The sequence below is a fragment of the Rhodococcus sp. P14 genome (genome assembly GCF_000256505.1).
GTDB classification, from domain to species: Bacteria; Actinomycetota; Actinomycetes; order Mycobacteriales; family Mycobacteriaceae; genus Rhodococcus; species Rhodococcus ruber.
The window spans coordinates 1-17,170 of the sequence record NZ_AJFC01000248.1 but is presented as its reverse complement, the minus strand read 5'-3'; the positions used below and the strand labels follow the sequence as shown (position 1 = coordinate 17,170).

Here is a 17,170-nt window from a genome sequence, read left to right as displayed (position 1 = left end):
AGGGTGGAGGACGAACCGGCGGCGAGCACGCCCGGGAAGCAGAACAGCGGAGTCCGTGCTGCCGGCACCGAGCCCCAGGACGCGCCGAGTGCGGACGACACGGATCGCGAGACCGGGCGCCGCCGGAGGTTGCTGTTCGTCACCCTTCCGGGGTGCTGGGGCGCACTGCTCTTCGCGTGCCTGTCGTTCACGCCGTCGCTGCTGCCTCGAGGAGGCCTGCTCCAGGGCGTGATCTGCGGCATCACCGCCGCGATCGGCTACGGGCTGGGAGTATTCGCGGCGTACGTGTGGCGCGCCTTCGCCGATCGCGGTCCCCGGCGCCCGCGGCGCGGCTCCTGGTACGTCTTCCTCGCCGCGGCGACGGTGCTGTTCGTCGGCTCCTTCGCCGCCGGACAATACTGGCAGCACCAGATCCGCACGTTGATGGGAGTCACCGCGTACAACGTCGCGCTCGTCGTCCTCTCGCCGTTCGTGGCAGTGCTCGTCTTCGGTCTCCTGCTCGCGATCGGACGTGGCGTGCGGGGCGCGTACCGGTGGCTGACCACTCTGCTCGACAGATGGATCGGGCATCGCGCGGCGAGGGTGCTCGGGTGGATCGCGGTCGCCTGGCTGGTCTACGCGGTCGTCTCGGGTGTGCTGCTCGGTGGCCTCGTCAACGTCGCCAACTCCGCATTCTCTCTGCGCGACACCACGACTCCCGAGGGCGTGCAGCAACCCGAGACGAGCCTGCGATCGGGTGGACCGGGTTCGGTGGTGCCGTGGGACTCGTTGGGGTACCAGGGGCGCACCTTCATCGGCTCGGGCCCCACCACCGAGGAGATCGCACAGTTCGTCGGCCGCCCGGCTGTGGAGCCGATTCGGACGTATGCCGGTCTGGCGTCGGCGGACGACTCCGAGGCTCGGGCAGCGGCGGCGGTCCAGGATCTGGAGCGTGCCGGAGGCTTCGAGCGGGCGAATCTGCTCGTGGTCACGACCACGGGGAGCGGGTGGGTGGACCCGGCGCTGGTGGATTCGTTCGAGTACCTCACCGGGGGCGACGCGGCGACCGTGACGGTCCAGTATTCGTACCTGCCGTCGTGGATCTCCTATCTGGTGGACCAATCGAAGGCTCGGCAGGCCGGTCGCGATCTGTTCGACGCGGTGTACGACGTGTGGTCGAAGCTGCCCCAGGACGCCCGTCCCCGACTGTTCGTCGCCGGAGAGAGTCTCGGCTCGTTCGGCGGCGAGACCGCCTTCAGCGGCGAATACGATCTGCGTAACCGCACCTCGGGAACCGTGTTCGCCGGGCCCCCCAACTTCAACACGCTGTTCCGGGAATTCAGCGACCGGCGTGAACCCGGCAGTCCGGAGGTCGAACCGGTCTACAAGGACGGGCGCACCGTGCGGTTCACCAACGATCCGCAGGGCGGCATTCCTCCCGCGGATCGTCCGTGGGACGGCAGCCGGGTGCTGTACCTGATGCATCCGTCCGATCCCATCGTGTGGTGGAGCCCGAATCTGATTCTCCGCGAACCGGACTGGATCGGGGAGGCACCCGGCCGGGACGTGCTCGAGGACATGGTCTGGATTCCGTTCGTCACGTTCTGGCAGGTCACCGCCGATCTGCCGTTCTCCACCGGAGTGCCCGGCGGCCACGGCCACAAATACACCGGCGAGTACGTCGACGGCTTGAACACGGTCGTGCAACCGGTGGGGATCACCACCGAGCAACTCGCCACCCTCCGGGACATCATCGACGCGGGGGAGTAGGGCACCGGTCGATGCGGATCGCCGTCCTCCCGCGCACGGCGTTCGGGATCCGGTCGACGCAGCGCGGCACGAGCGGCCGCGTCCCGTCGGATGCCGGCGAGGCCGTGCCACGAAATTCGTTCGCGCGGCAGCAGGTATGCGGACTGCCCGAAGTGCGGTGAGCGCCCTGTGGGCGGTGCCATACTTGCGGAATGTCTCGGAGGCGAGCTCTCGCTCGACTGCCCGGAGTCGAGACGGTACGCGGCTACCGTCGGGACTGGCTGCGCTCGGATCTCGTCGCGGGTCTCGTTCTCACTGCCCTGTTGATCCCCGCCGGCATGGGATACGCCGAGGCGGCGGGACTGCCCGCGTACGCGGGGCTTTACGCGACGATCGTTCCGCTGCTCGCCTACGCGATCGTGGGGCCGTCCAAGATCCTCGTCCTCGGCCCCGATTCGTCGCTGGCGCCGTTGATCGCGGCGGCGGTGGTGCCGCTGGCCGTGACCGACGACCCCGAGAGCGCCCTCGCATTGGCCGGCGTCCTCGCCGTGCTCGTGGGTGCCATCATGATCGCGGGCGGATTCCTGAACCTCGGCTTCGTCACCGAGCTGCTGTCCAAGCCGTTGCGGCTGGGATACCTCAATGCCATCGCGCTCGTCGTCATCGTCGGGCAGTTGCCGAAGCTGCTGGGCTTCTCGGTGGACGCGTCCGGGTTGCTCGGTGAGATCGGCGCGATCGCCCGCGCGGTGGGGGACGGGCAGGTGGATCCGACAGCTGCCTGGGTCGGAGTCGCATCGCTGCTGGTCATCGTGGGTTTCAAGGTGCTGCATTCGAGGGTCCCGGGGGTGCTCGTCGCGGTCGTGGGAGCCGTGATCGTGGCCGCGGTGGCGGATCTGAGCGACGACATCGACATGGTCGGCGCACTGCCCGAGGGCCTGCCGCGTCCCTCGTTCGGCGGGGTCGACTGGGGTGACGTCGCGTCTCTGGTGGGACCGGCCGCGGGCATCGCGCTGATCGCATTCGCCGACTCCGGTGTGCTCTCCCGCACCTTCGCTGCCCGGCGGGGGGAAAGCGTCGACGGGAACACGGAGATGAAGGCGATCGGGGTCGCCAACGTGGCCAGTGGCATGTTCGGGGGGTTTCCCATCTCTGCCAGCGGATCGCGCACGCCTGTGGCAGAGCAGAGCGGGGCGCGTACCCAGCTTGCCGGCGTGGTCGGCGCCGTGGCGGTGCTGTTGTTCGTCCTCCTGGCACCGGGAGTGACCGCGTACCTGCCCCAGGCGACCCTCGGAGCGGTGGTGATCGTCGCGGCGACGGCGCTGGTCGACGTCCGCGGGCTGGTGCAGATGTGGCGTATGAGCCGGACGGAGGCGTTGCTCGCGGCCGCGGCATTCGTCGGCGTCGCACTGGTGGGAGTCCTGCAGGGCATCCTGGTCGCGATCGGACTGTCGTTCCTCGCGGTGGTGGTGCGGGTGTGGCAGGCGGGCCGGGGCGGAGGCAGCCGTACCGGGCCGAATTGGTGGCCGTGCCCGATCGGGAGGGCTTCCACGACCTCGCCCGTCATCCCGAGGGCCGGCGCATCCCGGGATTGGTCATCGTCCGATTCGACGCACCGCTGTTCTTCGCCAACGGGGAGATGTTCGATCGCTACGTTCGCTCGCTGGTGACCGATTCTCCCCGTCCGGTCGAATGGGTCGTGCTCGCCGCCGAACCCATCATCGGATTGGACACCACCGCGGTCGACGAACTCGTCGACCTCGACCGCTACCTGGAGAGTTGCGGCATCAGGCTGGTGTTCGCGGAGATGAAGGGCCCGATCAAGGATCGGCTGGTGCGGTTCGGTGTGGGCGACCGCTTCGATCCGTCCCGCTTCCATCCCACGCTCGAGGCTGCCGTGGACGCCTTCGAGTCCCGCGATCGGCTGCACGACCCGATCCGACCGGGAGACGACGACGGCGCGGAATCGTGACACCCGGAGCGGTCCGCTCGACCGAACGGCACGTCGCTGTACGACGGTCCCACGATGTGACCTGCGAGCCACGGCTCGATCCGGTTGAGGAGAAAGGTGGGATCCGATGGGAACCGATACGCACGCGCTGCTTCACGGCCCGTTGTTCTCGCGCCGTCGACCGTTGGACCGCGAGAACGCGGCGAGTCGGATCAGCGCCTACGTCTACGGCAATGTCCTCGTCCTTGCGGCGCTGGTGCCGATCGCCACTTCGAGTGAGCGCGTCGGGATTCTCGTCGTCCTCGGCACGGCCCTGTCCACCTTCCTTGCCCATGCCTTCGCCGAAGGCGTGGGTCAGAGTGTCCGAGAAGGAATCACGGTGACTCGAGCGGACAAGATCCGCGAGCTGCGCAACTCCGTACCGATTCTCAGTTCCGCTGTGCTGCCGTGTGCAGTCCTCGGGACCGCGCTGCTGGGATGGCTCGAGCCGAGGACCGCCCAGATCGTGGCCGAAGTCGCGGTGCTGGTCCGCATCGGAGGAATCGTGTGGGTCATCGGCCGGTTGAAGGGCGAACGTCCCACCCGTGCGTCGGTGGTTGCTGCTGCGCTCTTGACCGCGATCGCGACCGTCGTCGTGATCGTGAAGATCGTGCTCACTCACTGACCCTTGTCACGAGGGGGTACCGGACCGCTCGGTTCCGGCGGCAACCTCGGCATTCTCGAGCCGGGGATGGCGCCGGTGTGATGCAATGAGGTGGTGTGCAGATGGATGGCCTACTCGGGCGATCCGATCCTCGTGGAGGACTTGCTGTTCAAGCCCGAGCATTCCCTGATCGACCAGAGCCTGCACTCGCGGCTCGGGGCGACCACCACCAACGGTGACGGATTCGGGATCGGGTGGTACGGCGAGGAGGACGAGCCGGCCGTGTTCAAAGGGGTCGATCCGGCGTGGAACGACCGCAATCTCCGGGAACTCGCCGCCCATGTGCGCACGCCGCTGCTCCTCGCGCACATCCGCGCCTCGACGGGCACACCGGTTCAGCGCAGCAACTGTCATCCGTTCCGTCACGGCCGTTGGCTGTGGATGCACAACGGGGTGCTGAGCGAATTCCGGCGCATCAAACGCGATCTGGTGCTGGCGGTCGATCCGGAACTGTATCCGGACATCGAGGGGTCGACGGATTCGGAGGTACTGTTCTTCCTCGCCCTGACCTTCGGCTTGTCGGACGATCCGATCACCGCGGTCTCCAGGGCCGTCGGGACCGTCGAACATGTCGCTCGCGCCAAGGGCGTCGACGACCCGGTGCAGATGACCGTGGCCACCACCGACGGCGAATCCCTGTGGGTCTTCCGGTACTCGAGCGTGGGCCGCAGCCGCTCGCTGTTCTTTTCCACGGCGGTCGACAAGGTCCGGGCGCTGCATCCGGAGGTGGAGGTGCTGCATCGCCTCGGCCCCGAGACCCGCTTCGTGGTCTCCGAACCACTGCGCGACCTGCCGGGTGCCTGGAACGAGGTGCCCGAGGCGTCCGTCGGAATCGTCCGGCCCGGGGCGGACGAGATCCTCCCGTTCCGGCCGCTCGAGCCGGTCTGACATTCACCGGAAGGAATGTCGCGAGTCGTGCTGGGCACCCGGCCCGGCGGACACATCCGGCAATCAGGAGGAGGCGGCGTGTACACGTACAAGGTGATCGAAGTTCGCGAGAAGATGCTCGGCGGCAAGATGTCGGGTGACAAGCTCGAGCGGCTCCTCAACGAACAGGCCCGACAGGGGTGGCGCTTGAAGGCGATCACGTCGGCGGACATCAAGGGCCGGCTCGGTCCAGGCGGCGTCGAGGGAATGCTCGTGACGTTCGAGCGCGAAGACTGAGACACGCCGGCGGCGCCCGGCGCGTCACCGGAACCGCACGTGTGTGCATCACCGGCGGTACACGACCGACCAGCGGGAGTATGCGATGCGTATCGAAGACTACGGTCTGATCGGAGATCTGCAGAGTGCCGCGCTCGTCGGCCGCGCCGGCAACATCGACTGGTTGTGCCTGCCTCGGTTCGATTCGCCGTCGTGCTTCGCCGCGCTGGTCGGTGACGATCGGCACGGGCACTGGAGTCTGCGCCCGGCAGCCGAGATCACGGGGGTCACGCGGCGGTACCGCCCCGGAACGCTCATCCTGGAGACCGACTTCGAGACCGCGGACGGTGCGGTCCGCGTGATCGACTTCATGCCGCGCCGCGGCGACGGACCTCCGCGGCTCATGCGCATCGTCGAGGGGTTGCGCGGCAGGGTGTCGATGCGGATGCGTCTGTCGCTCCGACCGGACTACGGCACGATCACGCCTTGGGTCGAGCCCGCTGCCGACGGTGTACTCGCCACCGCGGGACCCGACTCGTTCCGGCTGAGTACTCCGGTGCCGCTGGGGATATCGGATGGTGATGCGACGGCGGACTTCACCGTCGCCGAGGGGCGACGCGAGCGCTTCACGCTGTGCTGGCACTACTCCTTCGGTCCCCCGCCGTCGGTCGAGGACGCGGACTCGGCGCTGGCCCGCACGCAGGCGTGGTGGCACGAGTGGAGCAGCCGGCTCGAGTACGCCGGACCGTACCGGGACGAGGTACTCACCTCCCTCATCGTGCTCAAGGCCATGACCTACGAGGTGACCGGCGCGCTGATCGCAGCGCCGACGACGTCCCTGCCCGAGGACATCGGGGGAGTGCGCAACTGGGACTACCGGTTCTGCTGGATCCGTGACTCTGTGCTGGCCCTGGAATCCCTTCTCGCCGGCGGATACACCGAGGAGGCGTTCTCGTTCCGCAGTTTCCTCCAGCGGGTCGGCACGGGAGACCCCGCGAAGATCCAGATCATGTACAGCATCGGCGGTGAGCGGCGCTTGACGGAGTTCGAGCTGCCCGACATGCCGGGATACGAGGGATCCGCCCCGGTACGGGTCGGCAACGCCGCCTCGGAACAGTTCCAGCTCGACGTCTACGGCGAACTGATCGGCGTCGCCTTCCTCAGCACCGAGGCCGTGGGGCGGGTCGAACCGCACCTGTGGCCGCGCTGGCGCACTCTGATCGAATACGTCGAGTCGATCTGGGGTGAACCCGACGACGGAATCTGGGAGACCCGCGGGCCGCGGCGGCACTTCACCCAGTCGAAGGTGATGGCATGGGTGGTGTTCGACCGGGCGGTCCGCCTGGTCGAACGTTACGACCTGGACGGTCCGGTCGAACGGTGGAGGCGGCTACGGGACGAGATCCACGACGAGGTGTGCGAGCGCGGCTACGATGCGCAGCGCAACACCTTCACCCAGTACTACGGATCGGAGGAACTCGACGCCAGCGTGCTGACGATTCCGCTCGTCGGCTTCCTGCCGGGCACCGACGAGCGGGTGACTGGCACGATCGACGCGGTCACCCGCGAACTCGGGCGCGACGGGTTCGTCTCGAGGTACTCGACCTCCCGGACGGACGACGGTCTGCCCGGCGACGAAGGCCAGTTCCTGGCGTGCTCGTTCTGGCTGGTCGCTGCGCTCGCCCGCAACGGCCGTGTCGAGCAGGCTCGGACGTTGTTCGAGCGGCTCGCCGCCTTGAGCAACGATCTCGGGTTGCTGGCGGAGGAGTACGACGTCGGACGTCGTCGCCAGGTCGGCAACTTCCCGCAGGCGTTCAGCCACCTGACCCTGATCGGTGCGGCCTACGCGATCGCCGCGGCAGAGGGCGCAGCCGACGAGAGGTGACCGGTACGCGGCACGAGATGTCAGGACTGCCGGCCTCGGTGCCTCGGCACGGCCGGTGGAGGTCAGGACGAGTCTCGCGCGGACAGTTCCTCCAGCAGGATCGGCACGCCGAGGTTGAGCGAGTGGATGCCGACGGTCGTGGCGAGTTTGAGGACTTCGAGAATTTCGTGTGCGGTGACGCCCAGATCGAGTGCGGCCCGGATGTGCCGCTGCAGTCCGGGGCCGTACATGTGGGTGCAGGAGGCATCGACCGCAATGCACAGCAACTGGACGACCTGCGGCGGGAGCACACCGCTTTCGTAGGGTTGCATCGTCGCAGTCAGGTAGTGCTCGGTCCATCCGGGATCGAGTTCGTCGAGTCCGTCCCACATCGGATTCCAACTGCCCTCGCGCTTGAGGCGGTCGACGATGGACGAAGCTGCTTCGTGGGTTGTCATCGGCCACTGCCCTGACCTGCGACGGCTGGAACCAGTTCGCGTTTGAGGATCTTTCCGGTGGCGGTCATGGGCAATACGGTGGCGAACTCGATGTGACGGGGATACTTGTAGCCGGCCATCTGCTCCCTGCACCAGGCGATCAGCTCGGGTTCGGTGATCGGTGCGCCCGGTTCGCGGATGACGAACGCCTTGACTTCCTCGCCGTGACGATCGTCGGGGACGCCGACGACGGCGGCGAGGGAGACGGCCGGGTGGGTCATGAGGACCTCTTCGATCTCGCGGGGGTAGACGTTGAAGCCGCCGCGGACGATGAGGTCCTTGGCGCGGTCGACGATGTAGTAGAACCCGTCCTCGTCACGCCGGGCCAGGTCGCCGGTGCGCAGCCAGCCGTCGCGCATCACCTCGGCGGTCGCCTCGGGTCGTCCGAGGTAGCCGGTCATGATGTTGTGGCCGCGCAGGGCGAGTTCTCCGACGCCGTCGTGGACGGGATTCCAGTGTTCGTCGACGAGAGCGGCCTCGATGCCCCACACCGGTACGCCGATCGAACCGGGACGCGGGGCGCGTTCGGGGTCGCTGAACATCGCCAGCGGCGAGGTTTCGGACAGTCCGTAGCCTTCGAGGATCTGGACATCGAACCTGTCCTTGAACTGCGTGAGGATCTCCACCGGCAGCGCCGCGCCGCCGGAGATCGCCCGACGCATGGTCCGCGCGATCTTTTCGACGTCGACGCCGGCCGCCTTCGCGGCGTCGAGCGCACCGAGCAGCGCCCAGTACATTGTCGGCACCCCGGCGAACACGGTGATGTCGTGCTCGTCCATCAGTTGCAGCGCCGCGGGGGCGTCGAAGCGGGGCATGAGCACGCAGGTGGCACCGACCGACAGTGCGGCGTTCATCGTCACGGTCTGGCCGAAGGAGTGGAACAGCGGCAGGGTGAGCAGATAGGTGTCCGGACGCTGCGGGGTGCTGTCGAACAGGCGGTTCGCGGTCAGGGCGTTGAGCACCATGTTGGCGTGGGTCAGTTCGGCGCCCTTGGGCCGGCCGGTGGTGCCGCTGGTGTAGAGGATCACGGCGGTGTCGACGGGTTCGCGCACGGCGGTGGCGAACGTGTCCGGCTGCTCGGCGGTGGCGTGGGCCAGGGTGGCGACGCCGTCGAGCGGGGACGGGGCCTGCGGATCGCGGGTGATCAGCAGCATGGTGCGGCAACGGTCGGCCCGGTCGAAACCGGCCCTGCCGTATTCGCCGACGGGAAGTTCCGCGGTCCCTTCGAAGCAGAGGTAGAGGGCGGCACCGGAATCGTCGAGGTGATAGGCGATCTCGCGAGGCTTGAGCTGAACGTTCAGGGGCACGACCACCGCGCCGGCCTTGAGGATGCCGTAGTAGACGGCGGGAAACTGGGGGACGTTCGGGCACGAGAGCGCGACCTTGTCGCCCGGCGCGACGCCCTCGGCGACGAGCAGGTTGGCGATCCGGTTGGCCTGCGCGTCGAGTTGCGCGTAGGTGAGTCGTTCGCCGCCGAGGACCAGCGCGGTCCGGTCGGGGTAGCGGCGCGCGGAGTCCTCCAGCAACACGGAGAGATTGAGCATACGAATCGATGTCCTGTCGGAAGGGGACGAGGGGATCAGACGAGGGGAGCGCCGGTGGCGGCGCGGACCTGCTCGTCGGTGACGCCGGGCGCGGTCTCGACCAGGACCAGTCCGTGGTCGGTGACGTCGACGACCGCGAGATCGGTGACGATGCGCTGCACCACGGCTCGGCCGGTGAGGGGCAGCGTGCACTTCTCGACGATCTTCGGATTGCCGTGCTTGTCGGTGTGTTCCATGAGCACGATGACCTTGGCGGCGCCGTGGACCAGGTCCATCGCCCCGCCCATGCCCTTGACCATCGCGCCGGGCACCATCCAGTTCGCGAGGTCACCGGTGGCCGAGACCTGCATCCCGCCGAGCACCGCGGTGTCGATGTGACCGCCGCGGATCATCGAAAAGCTCGTCGCCGAATCGAAGAACGACGCGCCGGGCTCGACCGTGACGGTCTCCTTGCCCGCGTTGATCAGATCCGCGTCCACCTGCTCCTCGGTGGGGTAGGGGCCGGTGCCCAGGATTCCGTTCTCACTGTGCAGGGTGACCTTCACCCCGGCGGGCAGATGGTTCGGGATCAGTGTCGGCAGTCCGATACCGAGGTTGACATATTGGCCGGGCGAGAGTTCGGCCGCGGCACGGGCGGCCATCTCGGTCCGCGACCATCCGAGGATCTTGGGTTCTGCTACTACGGTCACGTCAGGCTCCTTTTCCCGTCGAGACGGTGCGCTTTTCGATCTGCTTGTCCTGGGCGCCGGTGTGCACGATGCGATCGACGAAGACGCCCGGCAGGTGTACCTGGCCCGGGTCGATCTCGCCCGGTGCGACGAGCTGTTCGACCTGGGCGATGCAGATGCGTCCGGCCGTCGCGGCGAGCGGGTTGAAGTTCATTGCGGCCTTGTTGAACACCAGGTTGCCCTCGGTGTCGCCGCGCAGGGCGTGTACCAGTGCATAGTCGGCGGTGATGGACTCTTCGAGCACGTACTGCTTGCGGCCGAACTCGCGGATCTCCTTCGGTGGGGACGCGACTGCCACCGAGCCGTCGGGGTGGTAGCGCCACGGCAGGCCACCGTCGGAGACGGGGGTGCCGACACCGGCCGGGGTGAAGAAGGCTGGGATGCCGGCGCCGCCGGCGCGCAGCTTCTCGGCCAGGGTGCCTTGCGGCGTCAGTTCCACTTCGAGTTCACCGGAGAGGTACTGCCGGGCGAACTCCTTGTTCTCGCCGACGTAGGAGGCCGTCACTCGTCGGATCCGTCGTCGTTCGAGGAGGATTCCCAGTCCGCGGCCGTCTACGCCGCAGTTGTTGGAGAACACCTCGAGGTCGGTCGCGTCCCCGGCGGCGATCGCGGCGATCAGCTGGTCCGGGATGCCGGACAGGCCGAACCCGCCGACGGCGAGGGAGGCTCCGGAGGGAACGTCGGCGACCGCCTCGGCGGCCGTTTCATAGATCTTGGTCATTTCGTGGTTTTCCGGACGTGAGCGAGGCGCTCGGAGTGTGGACGGGGACGGAGTCGCGGTGCCGGTGGGGTTCAGCTGTGTACCGGGAGGGCGGTGCTGTCGAGCAGTTGCCGGAGCAGGTTCTCGGCGTCGGGCCAGTAGCCGTATCCGGCGGCGGGATTGAGGTGCCCGACGTCGCCGAGGTCCACCAGGCGGCTGCCCCACGTTTCGGCCATGCCGGCGATGCGCCGGTAGCCACCGAGCGGATCGGTGCGGCTGGCGGCGACGATGCTCGGAAACGGCAGCCTGCGGCGGGGGATGGGGTTCCATCCGCCCCGGTCGAGGTCGTCGGTGGTCGGGTAGCCCTCGGGCAGGGGTAGTTCCAGGTCTGCCGGCGTGGCCAGCAGCGCGCCCTGGATCGGACGCGTCGGGTTCTGCGCCCAGTGCACGGTGATCATCACGCCGGCGCTGTGGGCGACGAGCACCACGGGTCCGTCGATCTCACGCAGGACGTCGTCGAGTGCGGCGACGCGGGCAGCGCGGCTGAGCTTGTCGCGCTCGAGCGGAGGAACGGTCCGGACGTCGGAAAGACGTTCGGCGAGCAGGGTCTGCCAGTGATCGGCGACGTGGTCGCGCAGGCCGGGGACGATGACCACGGTCGGGGAGTGGGAGGGGTTCACGGGTGACTCCGGGAGATGGGGTGGGAACGGGACGACAGTCGTTCAGGCAGCCGTGCCGGGGCCGGTGCCGAGGGTGGTGAACTTGCGCAGGCCCAGCGGGTAGAGGCGTTTGCCTGCTACCAGTGCGCCGATGGCGAGGACGTAGACCAGCGGGGACAGCTGCAGCGCTTCCCGCAGGCCGAGTCGGTCGGCGAGGATGCCCACGACGAAGGGCCCGAGGGCGAGGCCGAGCAGATTGTTGGCCACGGTCAGCGTCCCCATGGCGGACGCGCGGACGGACGAGTGCGTGAGGTTGGCGACCATGGCCGCGGTGGGTCCGGAGGATCCGGCGGAGAAGAACGCACCGATGCCGAGCAGCACCAGTTGCGCGGTGCCCGTGTCGAGACGGAACGCGAGGGCCAGGCACGCCAGGGAGATGGCGCAGAAGGCGATCGCGGTGGTCCACTTGCGGGTGATGTCGTGCCGTCCGACGCGGTCGGTGACGATCCCGCACACCACCATGCCGCTGCCGACGAGCAGGACGACGATCGAGGCGGCGACGCCGGCCTTGTCCGGGGCGAGGCCGTAGTAGCGGTTGAAGAAGCTCGGCGTCCACGACAGCAGGACCGCGGCGGTGAACATCTGGAGGCCGCCGCCGGCGTAGGCGCACAGCACGGCGGGGTTGGTGAACAGGCTCGACACCGGCGCGCGGAATCCGTCCGGCGGTGTGGTCGCGGCACCGGCGGGTCGCTCGTCGACGGCAGCGGGCCGGTCGTCGGCGGCGTGCGCGGCGAGCCTGCGCTCGGTGACCAGGGCGCGGAACAGTGCCACCAGGATGAGCCCGAAGACCGCCATCGCCGCGAACGACCACCGCCAGCTCAGATGAACGGCGATGACGCCGCCGAGGGCGACACCGAGGACCGAGCCGAACGAGCCGCCGGCCATGAACGCCCCACTGAGGGAGGCGTGGACCCGGGGAGCGAACACGCTCAGTACCACCGCGATTCCGACACTGCCGTAGGCGGCCTCGCCGACGCCGACGAGGAATCGCGCGCCGAGCATCTGCTCGAAGTTGGTGGCCACCGCACACATGAGAGTGGCCACCGACCACAGCACCGCCATGAGCACCAGGCTCTTGACCCGGCCCCACCGATCGGCCAGCAGCGACAGCGGGAGGGTGAGCAGTCCGACCATGAGCGCCACGATGCTCGTCAACGATGCGAGCTGGGAATCGGTCAGGGCCCATTCGGCTTTGAGGAACGGGAAGACGGCACTGAGAACCTGCCGGGACATGTAGTCCGACAACAACAGTCCGAAGGTGAGAGCGAACACGAGCCACGGGTACTTCCGCGATCGGGTCCTCGGACCGGCGGGGGTGCTGGTGGCGGTGTGGTTCTCCAGGGAGGAGGTGGACGATCCCATGGGTGCTCCTGCAAGGCTGGGGCGGCGGGCGGGGATGCGCATCGGGGAGCGCCCACCGCGAGAGGGGCGAGGACAGGGAGGGCTCGACGGACTCGGTCACCGGCCGGGTCCCGGGGCACGCGGTGCGGGTCGCGTGCCCCGGGGGTCGGTGGGTCAGCCGTGGTGGGTGAAGCCGACCTGTCCGGGCCGGCGGTTGGGGGCATAGCCGAGCTTGGCGAGGGTTTCGTCGGCGTCGCGGTAGGTCTCGCCGATCCGGTAGATCTCGCGGGCCTCCTTGCCGGTGGCGACCTCGCGGCCCAGTTCCCCGGCGATGCGGACCAGCTGCCGGATCTGCTGCACCGACGTCATCTTCTCGCCCTTGCGGCCCCAGATGGTGTCCTCGTTGCCGCAGCGGGTGTGCAGGCCCATCGCGATGGCCATCGCGTTGACCGGGAGCACGGACCGCATGAGCGTCTCGAGGGTCAGGCAGGCGCCGTCCGGAACCCGCTGGACGAAGTTCATGATGTTGTACGGATTGGGGCCGTCGAAGCCGCCGCCGATACCGACCCACGTCAGGTTCAACGGTCCGGTGTAGATCCCGCGCCGGATCAGGCGCTCGACCGTCTCGAGCTGCGGGATGGACGAGAGCTGGAAGTGCGGCTGAATACCCTTGGCCTGCAGTCGCTTCAGATGCTCCGCAACCCACTCCGGACCGGCGGGCACGGTCATCTCCCGGTACGTCGCCGCGAGTTCCGGACGTTCCATCGAGGTGCCGGCGATGTCGTCGGCCGTCATCAGCTCCATGATGTTCATCTGGCTGGTGTTGATGGCGATGGTCACCTGGTCCGGCGCCGGGTCGAGCTCGGCGAGCATGTGCCGGGTGTCGTCCGAGAGCCACTTCGCCTCGGCGCCTTCGCCTTCGGGGGCGAAGGAGATGGATCCACCGACCTGCAGGATCATGTCCGGCACCGCTTCGCGCAGGCCGGCGAGCAGCTCGTTGAACTTCGACAACCTCTTGCTGCCCTTGCCGTCGAGTTCACGGACGTGGATGTGCAGCACGGTGGCGCCCGCCTCGTAGCAGTCCACCGCCTGCTGGATGTGCTCGTCCATGGTCAGGGGAAGATCTTCGCGGAAGTCGTCGAGCTCCCATTCCGGGCCGTAGGGCGCGGCGGTGATGACCAGCTTCTCCTGGTTCTCGGGGAACAGGGCGTCGTCGTGGAAGTGCATTGTCGGGTCTCCGTTTCGGAATGTGGACGGTGGAAGGGAAGGAAGGGAAGAGCTCAGAAGGGCCGGTCGCCGACGATCCCGGCGCGTTCCATCTTGCGAACGGCGGGCCAGTAGTCCTGCACCGCGTAGTGCTGCGTGGAGCGGTTGTCCCAGATGGCGATGCTGTTCTCCGTCCAGCGCCAGCGCACCTGGTACTCGGGAATCGACGCCTGGCTCGTCAGGAACTGCAGCAGGTTGCCGGCGCCCGGGGCGTAGTCGATGCCGAAGCGGACGTTCTCGGCGGTGTGGTAGTTGACCAGGTGGGTGGTGAAGGAGTTGACGAACAGGATCTTCTCGCCGGTCTCGGGGTGGGTACGCACCACCGGATGTTCCGCGTCCGGGTAGCGGGCGTGCAGCGCATGCCGCTGTTCGAGCGGCAACCGGGCGCCGAAGCTCGCCTCGATGCTGTGCCGGGCCCGGAGGTCGGCAATCTGCTCCTTGACCGGTCCGGGCAGGCGCCGGTAGGCCTCGGCCATGTTCACCCAGATGGTGTCCCCGCCCACCGGCGGGGTCTGCACACAGCGCAGCACGCATCCCAGCGGCGGGTTGTCGCGCCACGTGGCGTCGCAGTGGTAGGCGTTCTCGTAGTGCTCGGGCGGGCTGTCGGGGTCCTTGTAGATCCGCACCAGCCCGGGATGGTCGGGGTCGCTGCCGACCACCGGGTGATCCTCGAGCGGGCCGAACCGCTCGGCCAGGGCGACGTGCTCGGCGCGGGTGATGTCCTGATCGCGGAAGAACAGCACCTTGTGCTCGAGCAACAGGGCTCGCAGCTCGGCGAACAGCGTGTCGTCGCGCGAGACCTCACCGAGGTCCACGTCGAACAGTTCGGCGCCGATCGTGCAGGTCAGTGGTTCGGCCCGGAAGGCCGGGGAGACCGGACTCGGCGGTCGGGTGGCGGTGGTCATGGGTGGTCCTTCGGAAGTGGGCGGACTCCGGGTGCGGCCCGGACCGGGTCAGAGGGCGAAGACCGACGAGCCGATGCTGCGGCCGGCCTCGAGATCGCGATGCGCCTGCACCGCGTCCTCGAGTGCGTACCGCTGGTTGATCTCGATCGCGATCTCGCCGGTCGCGACGTGCGAGAACAGTTCCGCGGCGAGGGCGGCCCGCTCGGCCGGGTCGGCGATGTAGTCCGCCAGCGCCGGACGGGTGACGTACACCGACCCCTTGATCGCGAGCTGCATGGCATCGATCGGCGGGATCGGCCCCGAGGCGGTGCCGAAGCACACCAGCAGGCCGCGGCGGGCCAGCGAGTTCAGTGAGGTCTCGAAGGTGGTGGCGCCGACGCTGTCGAACACCACCGGAACGCCCTTGCCGTCGGTCAGTTCCCGCACCCGCTGCGCCACGTCCTCCTCGGTGTAGATGACGACCTCGTCGCAGCCGTGTGCCCGGGCGACCTGCGCCTTGCGCTCGCTCGAGACCGTGCCGATCACCCGGATGCCCAGCAGCTTCGCCCACTGGCAGAAGATCAGGCCCACGCCGCCGGCGGCGGCGTGCAGCAGCACCGTGTCCCCGGCCGCCAGCGGCCAGATGCGCCGCAGCAGGTAGGCGGTGGTCAGACCGCGCATCGTCATCGCCGCGGCCGTGTCGAAGCCGATGGCGTCGGGCAGCGCGATCAGGTGCTCGGCGGGCATCACCCGTTCGGTGCTGTAGGCCCCGAGCGGGCTGCCGGTGTAGGTCACCCGGTCGCCTTCCCGGACCGACGTCACGCCTGGGCCCACCGCCTCGACCACCCCGGCAGCCTCGACGCCCATCCCGGCGGGCAGCGGTGCCGGGTACAGGCCGGTGCGGAAGTAGGTGTCGGCGAAGTTCAGGCCCACCGCCTCGTGCCGGATGCGGACCTCGCCGGGGCCGGGTTCGCCGACCTCGACGGCCTCCCACTGCAGAACCTCCGGACCACCGGTCTCGTAGAAGCGGACAGCCTTTGCCATGTTTCCTCCTGAACGCGCACTCGCAGGCCGGGGGCCGGCGGAGGGCAGATGTGTATGAACTCGGTGGGACGGGAGCGCCGGTGGCGGCGATCCCGGCTCTCGGCCGTGGGTGCGGCCGAGGACCCCGGGGCGATGGAAGCGGAGCTGCTGGGGCGTCTGGACTCTCGATCCGCTCCGTCACACTTCGCCGTACCTTGTGATGCAACTAACAGTAGGGGATCTTGAGGCGGTATGCTTATCCCACGGGGACGGATTGTCATTCATTTCGGGACAGGGAGGGCAGTGAAACCACTGGCGCGCTACGCCGCACTGAACAGCTATGTCGAGGTGGCACACTCGTCGAAGATCGATCCGGCGACGCTGCTCCGCGCGTCCGGTCTCGACCCGGCCGGCTTGAGCCTGCAGGACCGGTGGGTGCCGGCCGAGGCGATCGCGGACCTGCTCGAACGTTCCGCCGCGGCAGCCGATCGCGACGACTTCGGTCTCGAGCTGGCCGAGCGACGGCGATTTTCCAATCTGGGCCCGTTGAGCCTGGTGGTCCGAGAGGAGCCGGACGTCCGCAGCGCGCTGCGGATCCTCGTGCGCTACGAGCACATGTACAACGAGGCCCTGCACACCCGCCTGACCGAACAGGACGGTGTCGCCACCATCCGCATCACCCTGGACGTCGGCCGGCCGGGGGAGTTCCACCAATCCGTCGATCTCGCGGTAGCAGTGATGCATCGTCTGCTGCAGGGCTTCCTCGGTCCGCAATGGCGTCCGCTGTCCGTCTCGTTCGCCCGTCCCGCACCCCGGCGCCTCGACACTCACCACCGCGTGTTCGGCACCGCCGTCGACTTCGGCCGGGACTTCGACGGAATCGTCCTCTACACAGCGGATTTGGACGCGTCCAATGCCATGTCGGATCCGCTGCTGCGGTCGTACGCGCAGCAGTTCCTCGACTCGGTCGGAAGTCCACGCGAGACGACCACGGTGGACCGGGTGCGGGAGCTGATCGAGTTGCTCCTTCCCACCGGCCGGTGCTCGGTCGACCAGGTGGCCCGCAGTCTCGGCATCGACCG

The 17,170-nt window shown here is 68.4% G+C and carries 15 protein-coding genes and 1 pseudogene; 7 read left to right on the top strand and 9 right to left on the bottom strand.

What is annotated here, in order from left to right:
* Positions 1-3: 3 nt before the first annotated feature.
* The 6 genes and pseudogenes from OEY_RS0117665 to OEY_RS0117635 all read left to right on the top strand — a co-directional run bounded on the left by OEY_RS0117665 (position 4) and on the right by OEY_RS0117635 (position 7,407).
* A complete protein-coding gene (locus OEY_RS0117665; protein WP_010595159.1) occupies positions 4-1,749 on the top strand; it encodes an alpha/beta hydrolase in 1,746 nt (581 codons plus the stop codon).
* 191 nt (positions 1,750-1,940) lie between these two features.
* Positions 1,941-3,697: pseudogene (locus OEY_RS28625) on the top strand (SulP family inorganic anion transporter).
* Positions 3,698-3,803: 106 nt separating this feature from the next.
* A complete protein-coding gene (locus OEY_RS0117650) occupies positions 3,804-4,340 on the top strand; it encodes a hypothetical protein (RefSeq protein ID WP_010595158.1) in 537 nt (178 codons plus the stop codon).
* Between the two features lie 105 nt (positions 4,341-4,445).
* On the top strand, positions 4,446-5,267 hold the full coding sequence (locus OEY_RS0117645) for a class II glutamine amidotransferase (protein ID WP_003935446.1): 822 nt from the start codon (positions 4,446-4,448) through the stop codon (positions 5,265-5,267).
* Positions 5,268-5,345: 78 nt separating this feature from the next.
* Positions 5,346-5,543: a DUF4177 domain-containing protein gene (locus OEY_RS0117640; RefSeq protein WP_003935445.1), complete on the top strand. Its 198-nt coding sequence runs from the start codon at positions 5,346-5,348 to the stop codon at positions 5,541-5,543.
* 85 nt (positions 5,544-5,628) lie between these two features.
* On the top strand, positions 5,629-7,407 hold the full coding sequence (locus tag OEY_RS0117635; RefSeq protein ID WP_029540090.1) for a glycoside hydrolase family 15 protein: 1,779 nt from the start codon (positions 5,629-5,631) through the stop codon (positions 7,405-7,407).
* Between the two features lie 62 nt (positions 7,408-7,469).
* Here OEY_RS0117635 and OEY_RS0117630 read toward each other — a convergent pair whose 3' ends face one another.
* The 9 genes from OEY_RS0117630 to OEY_RS0117590 all read right to left on the bottom strand — a co-directional run bounded on the left by OEY_RS0117630 (position 7,470) and on the right by OEY_RS0117590 (position 16,109).
* Entirely contained in the window at positions 7,470-7,844 is a 375-nt protein-coding gene (locus tag OEY_RS0117630) for a carboxymuconolactone decarboxylase family protein (RefSeq protein WP_029540089.1), read from the bottom strand.
* A complete protein-coding gene (locus OEY_RS0117625) occupies positions 7,841-9,427 on the bottom strand; it encodes a long-chain-fatty-acid--CoA ligase (RefSeq protein WP_010595155.1) in 1,587 nt (528 codons plus the stop codon). Before OEY_RS0117625 ends, OEY_RS0117630 begins: the two co-directional genes overlap by 4 nt.
* A gap of 35 nt (positions 9,428-9,462) precedes the next feature.
* On the bottom strand, positions 9,463-10,068 hold the full coding sequence (locus OEY_RS0117620; RefSeq protein ID WP_048773580.1) for a 3-oxoacid CoA-transferase subunit B: 606 nt from the start codon (positions 10,066-10,068) through the stop codon (positions 9,463-9,465).
* A 49-nt stretch (positions 10,069-10,117) separates the two neighbouring features.
* Positions 10,118-10,876 (bottom strand): CoA transferase subunit A, encoded by a 759-nt coding sequence (locus OEY_RS0117615; RefSeq protein WP_003935440.1) that lies wholly within the window; start codon positions 10,874-10,876, stop codon positions 10,118-10,120.
* Between the two features lie 71 nt (positions 10,877-10,947).
* Positions 10,948-11,535 (bottom strand): RBBP9/YdeN family alpha/beta hydrolase, encoded by a 588-nt coding sequence (locus OEY_RS0117610; RefSeq protein ID WP_010595154.1) that lies wholly within the window; start codon positions 11,533-11,535, stop codon positions 10,948-10,950.
* 42 nt (positions 11,536-11,577) lie between these two features.
* Entirely contained in the window at positions 11,578-12,936 is a 1,359-nt protein-coding gene (locus tag OEY_RS28620) for an MFS transporter (protein ID WP_010595153.1), read from the bottom strand.
* Between the two features lie 153 nt (positions 12,937-13,089).
* Positions 13,090-14,142, bottom strand: coding sequence for a 3-keto-5-aminohexanoate cleavage protein (locus tag OEY_RS0117600; protein ID WP_010595152.1), 1,053 nt, complete (start codon positions 14,140-14,142; stop codon positions 13,090-13,092).
* A gap of 53 nt (positions 14,143-14,195) precedes the next feature.
* A complete protein-coding gene (locus OEY_RS0117595) occupies positions 14,196-15,086 on the bottom strand; it encodes a TauD/TfdA dioxygenase family protein (RefSeq protein ID WP_010595151.1) in 891 nt (296 codons plus the stop codon).
* Between the two features lie 48 nt (positions 15,087-15,134).
* Positions 15,135-16,109 carry a quinone oxidoreductase family protein gene (locus tag OEY_RS0117590; RefSeq protein WP_010595150.1) on the bottom strand — a complete coding sequence of 325 codons (975 nt, stop codon included), beginning with the start codon at positions 16,107-16,109 and terminating at the stop codon, positions 15,135-15,137.
* Positions 16,110-16,391: 282 nt separating this feature from the next.
* Between OEY_RS0117590 and OEY_RS0117585 the strand changes: the two genes are divergently transcribed.
* Positions 16,392-17,170, top strand: a 779-nt coding sequence (locus OEY_RS0117585; protein ID WP_010595149.1) for an AraC family transcriptional regulator, incomplete at its 3' end; no start/stop codon positions are given.